The sequence below is a fragment of the Acinetobacter boissieri genome (assembly GCF_900096955.1).
GTDB classification, from domain to species: Bacteria; Pseudomonadota; Gammaproteobacteria; order Pseudomonadales; family Moraxellaceae; genus Acinetobacter; species Acinetobacter boissieri.
Window position 1 is genome coordinate 48,206 of the sequence record NZ_FMYL01000013.1, and the last position, 8,088, is coordinate 56,293.

The 8,088-nt window shown below is 39.4% G+C and carries 9 protein-coding genes; 3 read left to right on the plus strand and 6 right to left on the minus strand.

Features of this window, described 5'->3' with window-relative positions:
* Window positions 1-8: 8 nt before the first annotated feature.
* On the plus strand, window positions 9-2,048 hold the full coding sequence (recG, locus tag BLS38_RS11885; RefSeq protein WP_092749878.1) for an ATP-dependent DNA helicase RecG: 2,040 nt from the start codon (window positions 9-11) through the stop codon (window positions 2,046-2,048).
* Entirely contained in the window at window positions 2,023-2,664 is a 642-nt protein-coding gene (locus BLS38_RS11890) for a ComF family protein (protein ID WP_244518305.1), read from the plus strand. Before recG ends, BLS38_RS11890 begins: the two co-directional genes overlap by 26 nt.
* Window positions 2,665-2,666: 2 nt before the next feature.
* Here the strand turns inward: BLS38_RS11890 and BLS38_RS11895 are convergent, their stop codons facing one another.
* Window positions 2,667-3,251 (minus strand): LOG family protein, encoded by a 585-nt coding sequence (locus BLS38_RS11895; RefSeq protein ID WP_092749882.1) that lies wholly within the window; start codon window positions 3,249-3,251, stop codon window positions 2,667-2,669.
* Between the two features lie 143 nt (window positions 3,252-3,394).
* Here BLS38_RS11895 and BLS38_RS11900 point away from each other — a divergent pair, with 143 nt between their 5' ends.
* Window positions 3,395-4,405 (plus strand): CorA family divalent cation transporter, encoded by a 1,011-nt coding sequence (locus BLS38_RS11900; protein WP_092749884.1) that lies wholly within the window; start codon window positions 3,395-3,397, stop codon window positions 4,403-4,405.
* A gap of 41 nt (window positions 4,406-4,446) precedes the next feature.
* Here BLS38_RS11900 and BLS38_RS11905 read toward each other — a convergent pair whose 3' ends face one another.
* Genes BLS38_RS11905 through BLS38_RS11925 form a run of 5 tightly spaced genes read right to left on the minus strand, consistent with a single transcriptional unit; the run spans window position 4,447 to window position 7,661 of the window.
* The gene (locus BLS38_RS11905; protein ID WP_092749886.1) at window positions 4,447-4,746 is read right to left on the minus strand and encodes an STAS domain-containing protein; all 300 of its coding nucleotides are present in this window, start codon (window positions 4,744-4,746) and stop codon (window positions 4,447-4,449) included.
* A gap of 3 nt (window positions 4,747-4,749) precedes the next feature.
* A complete protein-coding gene (locus BLS38_RS11910; protein ID WP_092749888.1) occupies window positions 4,750-5,355 on the minus strand; it encodes an MlaC/ttg2D family ABC transporter substrate-binding protein in 606 nt (201 codons plus the stop codon).
* A gap of 40 nt (window positions 5,356-5,395) precedes the next feature.
* Window positions 5,396-6,070: an outer membrane lipid asymmetry maintenance protein MlaD gene (gene mlaD, locus BLS38_RS11915; RefSeq protein ID WP_092749890.1), complete on the minus strand. Its 675-nt coding sequence runs from the start codon at window positions 6,068-6,070 to the stop codon at window positions 5,396-5,398.
* The gene (gene mlaE, locus BLS38_RS11920; protein ID WP_092749892.1) at window positions 6,070-6,846 is read right to left on the minus strand and encodes a lipid asymmetry maintenance ABC transporter permease subunit MlaE; all 777 of its coding nucleotides are present in this window, start codon (window positions 6,844-6,846) and stop codon (window positions 6,070-6,072) included. Before mlaE ends, mlaD begins: the two co-directional genes overlap by 1 nt.
* The gene (locus tag BLS38_RS11925; RefSeq protein WP_092749894.1) at window positions 6,843-7,661 is read right to left on the minus strand and encodes an ABC transporter ATP-binding protein; all 819 of its coding nucleotides are present in this window, start codon (window positions 7,659-7,661) and stop codon (window positions 6,843-6,845) included. The genes mlaE and BLS38_RS11925 overlap by 4 nt, the downstream gene beginning before the upstream one ends.
* Between the last annotated feature and the right edge of the window lie 427 nt (window positions 7,662-8,088).

An 8,088-nucleotide genomic window follows, 5' to 3' on the forward strand; every position in this document is an offset into this window, starting at 1 on the left:
AAAATAATATGGCTTTAATTCGTGACCTCAAAGGCGTGACCTCAACCGCTTGTAACCTATTGGAAAAGCTACATCTATTGACTACAGATGATCTGCTATTTCATTTACCTCGTGACTATGAAGATCGTAGCACGATTGTTGCCATGAACCAATTAAGCATTGGGCGAAGCTACCTGCTTGAAGGTGAAGTCAAATCTGTTGATTTTCCACCAGGCAAACGCAAGTCTATGGCAGTACAGGTCCAAGATGAATTTGGCAAAGTCACATTACGCTTTTATCATATTTATAAAGCACTCACGGACAAACTAAATATTGGGCAACGTGTTCGCTTATTTGGTGAAGTACGTATTGGTGCGAGAGGTTTAGAACTCTATCACCCCGAAATACTCACATTACAGCCTTTAAGCCGATACAGTCGCTTAACTGCTATTTACCCTAGTACTGAAGGGCTGAATCAAAAGAAACTAAGAGAATATATACAACTGGCTTTTGACTTACACAGCCATGATTTAACCGAGTTACTCCCTAAACAATTCAGCAAAGATTACGCACTAAAAGATGCATTATCATACATTCATCACCCACCCTTACAAGCCAATATGCAGCAGCTCATGCAAGGTCAACACCCTGCACAGCAAAGGCTTATTTTAGAAGAGCTAGTAAGTCATCAACTCAGCCTGCTGACCCGTAGAGCCTATGTACAGCACACAGCATCCGCACGATGTAAACCAAGCAAACAGCTGGCTAAAGCACTTTTGGCGACTTTGCCCTTTTCACTGACCAATGCACAGCAGCGCGTTTCCAAAGACATACTGAGTGACCTCACCCAAAATAAGCCCATGCTCAGATTGGTACAAGGTGATGTGGGTGCAGGAAAAACTTTGGTTGCAGCCGTTGCTGCCTGTCATGCACTAGAGTCAGGCTGGCAAGTGGCACTGATGGCACCTACTGAAATTTTAGCTGAACAACACTATCTTAATTTCAAACGTTGGTTAGAACCCTTAGGCATACATGTGTCTTGGCTATCTGGCAAACAAAAAGGCAAAGCACGCCAAATGGCCGAAGCCACCATACAACAAGGCATTGCTAAAATGGTGGTAGGCACACATGCCTTATTTCAAGACAGTATTAATTTTAAACAACTCGGCTTAGTCATTATTGATGAGCAACACCGCTTTGGTGTAGACCAGCGCCTTGCGCTTAGAGATAAAGGACCCAACCAAACCACACCGCATCAACTGATCATGACTGCTACCCCTATCCCCCGTACACTGGCCATGAGTGCTTATGGAGACCTAGATACATCGGTGATTGATGAACTACCACCGGGACGTACGCCAATACACACTGTGACTGTGCCATTAGAGCGTAGAGAAGACGTTTTACAACGTATAGTGAATAACTGTACTGATGGCAAACAGGCCTATTGGGTCTGTACTTTGGTTGAGCAATCCGAAACCCTAGATGCGCAAGCTGCTGAAGCAACATATATAGAAATACAACAACGCTTTCCTGAACTGAATGTCGGCTTAGTACACGGTAAAATGAAAGCCAACGACAAACAAGCCGTGATGCAAGCATTTAAAAATAATGAATTACAACTCCTCATTGCGACTACAGTCATAGAAGTCGGTGTAGATGTACCGAATGCAACCATTATGATTATTGAAAATGCAGAACGCTTAGGACTATCTCAGCTCCATCAGCTCAGAGGTCGTGTTGGGCGAGGTGCACAGGCCAGCTTTTGTGTCTTGCTCTATAAGAACCCACTTTCACAACACGGTCAAGAACGCCTCAGTATTTTAAAAGAAAGTAACGATGGCTTTGTGATTGCTGAAAAAGACCTACAAATTAGAGGCCCGGGCGAACTGCTTGGCACAAAACAAACGGGTGACTTAGGCTTTAAAGTCGCTAACCTAGAAAGAGATCAATATCTCCTTAGCCAAGCACAACATATTGCACAGCAACTCATGCAACAAGACCCAAAAACAGTCGATGCACTGCTCAACCGCTGGCTACCCAATGCCCCACGCTACGCTTATGTTTAGTTCACTAATATCAAAACTTGGCACACTTAAACCATGTGTGCTATGTGAAAGTGCAAGCGTTAAAAATAAACTTAGCCTCTGTATAGACTGTTGGGAATATCTCAAAGTAGAGCCATTTCATATCATAAAACAAGATATTTCAATACTCGCAACAACACGCTACCAATATCCTATTAATAAACTTATTCAGAAATTTAAATACAACCATCAACTACAATATCTAAAGCTCTTTAGCGACCTACTCGACCAACTTACAATACCCAATGTTCAAGCCATCGTCGCAATGCCAATTTCTATAACTCGCTTGCATGATCGAGGCTACAATCAAGCACAGTTACTGGCAAAAATTATTGCAAAAAAGCATCGCCTACCTCTTTGGGAGCCCATTGAACGTATTAAAGAACACAGCCAAAAAGGGCAATCCCGTACTGAACGCCTCACCAATAATATTCAACAACAATTTAGAATCAAAGACAAACAAGGCATAAAATACCGTCGTGTTTTGATTGTGGATGACGTTGTAACAACAGGCAGCTCTATTCAGGCCCTTAAACTCAGACTCGAACAAATCGGATGTAAACACATTCATGTCATTTGCATTGCAGCCGTAGAGTAAAACTAGGGTACAATTTGATCTTGTATACCCCACTTGGGTTCAGGTATTTGATAACTTTCAAACTGTGTAACTAAATTTTCAATTTGGTCTGACACACATAAAGCCGTAGCAAAACGTGATTGCGTAAATCCAGTGCGAACTGTCTGCTCAATCATGTCTAATAAAGGTTGATAGAATCCTTCAACATTCAAAAAACCACATGGTTTTGTATGTATGCCCAATTGCGCCCATGTCCACTGCTCGAATATTTCCTCCAACGTACCTGCACCGCCAGGAAGTGTAATAAAGCCTTCAGCCAACTCAGACATTTTTAACTTACGCTCATGCATCGACTCGACAATATACATTTCCGTGAGTCCTGTATGCGCAAGCTCCATCCCAACCAAAGCCTTTGGCATCACACCAACCACTCGCCCACCTGCTTGCAATGCACTGTCTGCAACAGCACCCATCAAACCCGAACGGCCACCACCATACACCAAAGTTTTATCCTGCTCCGCCAAATAACGACCAGTCTTTTTGGCAGATTCAATAAAGCAAGATTCAAGCCCTGGTTTAGAACCACAAAAAATTGCAATGGATTTCATAAAAACGACCTAATTATCTGTAATAATAAAATAAAGTGTGTATTTTTCACTCAAACAAGAAACTGAACACTGTTTTTAATCTCTTGCTTGACTAAAATACACACATCATTACAACCATTCTACTTTTAGGAGAACATGCTCCAATGCTTGAAGCTTTTTATGCCACAGAGCGTGGTAGTTTGGAAGATGGCGCCATCAATGGTGGCTTTGATCTACACCCAGATTGGGTATGGGTAGACCTGATTGCCCCATCTCAAGAAGAACAACAATGGGTCACAGATGCCTATCAACAAAACCTCCCAACACTCAAATCATTAGAAGATATTTCATCATCTGCACGTTTTTATCGAGATGATGATGGTGTGCTTCATGTAAGTACCTACTTTCTCACCAAAAATAGAAACTATCAAGCAGACAATGAACATGATGATGATGGCATTCTCGCCACAGTACAAACTGTTGCTTTTATTCTCAATCACGAACGTTTAATCACCTTGCGTGGTGAGAAATTATTGGCTTTTCGTGCATTTCGTTCACGTGCACGACGTAACGACTATGACCGTGACTACAAAGATCCGATTTGGATTCTACTCGGTTTATTTGAAGCGAAACTCGATGAACTCGCAGATATTTTAGAAGATATTCACAAAGACTTAGAAAAGTATTCAACCGATGTGCTCAACAACCATCACCGAGAAAAACATCTCGACCTCGATGATATGATCACCCGCTTAGCACAACAAGAAGATATGCTGGGTAAAGCACAGCTTTGTTTAATTGATTTACGCCGTATTTTGACTTTTTTGTCTCGGCCACGTGCTTTAGGCAGTCACATTTATGACTCAGAAATTCGTGAAATGAGCGAAGATGTGCGTTCATTGGTCGAACATAACGCTTTCTTATTCCAAAAAGTACGTTTTTTAATGGATACCACATCAGGATTCATTAATACTGAACAAAATGACACCATTCGACGCTTCTCTATTTTACCAAGCATGCTTGCGCCACCCATGCTCATTTCTAGCGTTTACGGTATGAATATTGAAGAACTTCCTTATGCACATAGCCCTGTAAGCTTAGTGATTGTCGGTGGGTTCTTATCCATTTCATTTATTGGCCCCTATTTTTACTTTAAATGGAAAAAATGGATTTAAAAAAAAGCATCTTAAAGATGCTTTTTTTCTATCAGAGTATTTTATGCAACCATATTGAGTTGATGCTCTAAATGACAAGACTCTATAATCTTTAACATTTTTTTTGGCACGGACTTAAATACCAAGTCATTCACATTTGGGACCTGACGTATCCACTGCACAAATACAGCAAGGACTAATGTATTACCATGTTCTAAAGCAGATAAGTCAATCACAACGGGGAAAGAAGTTTGTTTCAAAATCGCTCCTAACCCTTGCTGATATACTTGTTCTGCATTGGTAAAATCTATTTGGCCTTTTACCACCAAAGATTGATTCACCACATTCAATTCAGCACGCATAAATTACTTCTTCACTGCTGCACCAGCATCTGGTTGAAAACTTGCAATCGCTTTATCTAAATCACCACCCGAACGCTGAACACTAGAAGCAAACTGATTTCTAAACTGCAAACCTAAATCAATACCTGCAACATTGATATTACGAATTTTCCACTGACTATTGTTATCAGAAAGCTGAAAAGCTATCGGTGTTTTTTGGCCTTGATTAATAAAATCTAGCGTCACTATTTGATACGCACTTGCAGATGGTCTATATGGACGAATTGCATACGATTGATTTGAATATTTAGCCAAAGCAGAACCATAATTTTGGATCAAACTTTGACGTAAACTTTTTTCAAAATTTGCACGCTGTTGTGGTGTGCTATTTTGTGGTGACGCATACGTTCCCATCACAATACGAGTAAAAGCTTGTACATCTACATATGGCTCTAAATTCTGCTTTAATATTGCATCAATAGCCGCAGAGTTATTTTGTAGTTTACCATGCTCAGCCTTTAAGTGATTAATCAAGCCATCAGCGACTGTTTTAATAAAATCATTCGGTGCTTGAGCTGGCGCTGCCACAGCTGTTCCAATGCTCGCAACTAAAGCTGTTGCTACAAACATGTGTTTAAATATACTAGTCAAAACATTTACTCCTAAAATATTATTCAGCAAACGATGGTTGTGTATCTTTTGCAGCTTGTGTCGGTGCAGTGCCTGAACTACTGTCACTACTTGGGCTTGATTTACCCATCCCTGTTACAAACTTGCTAATTAAATCCTCAAGATCCATTGTACCTTGGGTATTATTAATACTTGAGTCAGGTTTTAAATAATTTACACCACCGCCTGGTACAATTTTCAAGTACTTCTCACCCAATAAACCATTGGTTGCAACCATAATATAAGCATCTGAATCTATATTTGTAATAGATTTCATGCTGTCTAACAGTTGTTTTTCCATTTCTTTTTGTTTCTGAACATTCGCTTGCTGATAATCATCACCATAGCGTAATTCTTCTAATGAATCTTTTTCTACAGATTTTAATTGGTCAGGCGAAAAGGTGGTCAGATTTTTATCTAGTTCAAAAGTTACTTTTGCCAACCTTGATACAGGGTCTAAATTGATTTTATCTACACGTCCAATAGTCACACCACTCATCGTGACTTTAGCTCGATTTTTCAATCCATTCACATTATCAAAAGTCGCTGTCATTTGATACGTTGTACCTAAGCTCGTACCCGCTAAACCACTGACTTTCATTGCTAAAAAAAATAATGCCAAACCAAAGATGATTACAAAAATACCTACGGTCAATTCACTCACACGAGCTTTCATCAGACGCCTCCAAACATGACCGCAGTCAACACAAAATCAAATCCTAAAACACATAATGATGAATATACAACTGTTCTTGTTGTTGCTGTTGCAATGCCTTCAGAAGTCGGATTACATGCATATCCTTGATAAACCGCAATCCATGTACATACCACTGCAAAAATAACGCTTTTAATTACACCATTAAGTACATCGTGAAAAAAATTCACACTACTTTGCATGCCACTCCAAAATGAACCAGCATCTACTCCTAAGAAGTCCACACCGACCAGTTTGCCACCAAAAATGCCAACTGCAGCAAAAATAACCGTCAGCATGGGTAGACTTATAATCCCAGCCCATAACCGTGGAGACACGATTCTTTTTAAAGGGTCAACCCCGATCATTTCCATACTAGATAGTTGCTCTGTTGCTTTCATCAAACCAATTTCAGCTGCTAGTGCAGAACCTGCTCGACCTGCAAATAACAGTGCTGCCACAACAGGTGCAAGCTCTCTTAAAAGCGTGAGTGCAACCATTGTACCCAGCATTGACTCACTACCAACGTTAACCAATATGGTATAGCCTTGCAAACCAATCACTAAACCAATAAATAGTCCAGAAACAACAATGATCAAAAGTGATAAAACACCAACTTTATACATTTGCTGTATAAATAAACGTATTCCTAGCAAAGTTGGTTTTGAAAAAACAATTTGCAACAATAATAAGGTGGCAGTACCCATACCACGCACTGCATTAATCACATAACGACCTAATAAGGCTATCGCATTCACGACCTCACCTCTTGGCTTAAATACTCATTAGAGTTAAATTGAAATCCTACAGGGCCTTCTGCATATCCATTTAAAAACTGTTGTACAAATGCAGACTCATGCTGTAACAATTGCTCAGGTGTACCTTCACCTTGAACACGGCCATCTGCAACAATATAAATATAATCAGCAATCGACATCGTTTCTTTTACATCGTGTGACACAATAATCGTTGTTAAATCTAAAGCATCACGTAGTGATCTAATTAAACGTGTCAGAACACCCATAACAATAGGATCTTGCCCTGCGAAAGGCTCATCATACATAATTAAATCAGGATCAAGTGCAATTGCTCTTGCAAGTGCAACGCGTCGATTCATCCCACCAGATAACTCAGATGGCATCAATCGCTCAGCACCTCGTAACCCAACAGACTCTAGTTTCAATGCTACAAGTTCAGCAATTAAATATTCAGGTAATTGAGTGTGTGCACGTATAGGAAAAGCAACATTTTCATATACAGACATATCTGTAAACAGTGCACCACTTTGAAAAAGCATTCCCATGCGTGCACGTGCTGCAAACAGATCATGTCGATTCATTGTAGAAATATCAACGCCATCTAAAAATACAGTGCCTTGATCTGGTGACAATTGACCACCAATTAAACGTAATAGAGTGGTTTTACCTGTACCAGACGGTCCCATAATCGCAGTAACTTGACCTCGTTTAATCTCCATATCAATATTCTGATATATCACTCTGTCACCACGCTTAAAGCTTAAATTCTTGATACGAATTAACGTATCTGAGAATGATGATGCAATATCACTCATAATACGTGCCTCATTCCTATTTTAGCAGTTAGCATAATAGAGATATTTTATTCTATCTAGATTATTTTGATAGTAAAATTATAGTTTTTTGAAATATAGTTAAATAACGCCATTTATTATATAAATATAAAAAAATATTTGAATAGTCTATTAATTGAGTTAATAAACTACGGATTGCACTTCCTCATTTTTCAACATACTTTAAACAATAATCAAAGCTTATTCAGAATTTAAATCAAAACGGCTTTGTTGCATAAACATTAAAAGTTAGATTTATAGTATTCATACCAAATTTAAGGCATAACTTGGGTATGAGCTAGGCCTAATTCAGTTAACACATTGATTTTAGCGATTTGTATTAATATAGCGGCGAGTTTGCTGAGTTAAGGGGGATGTATTGGAGCTAATTATTTTGAAGTGGGTGTTT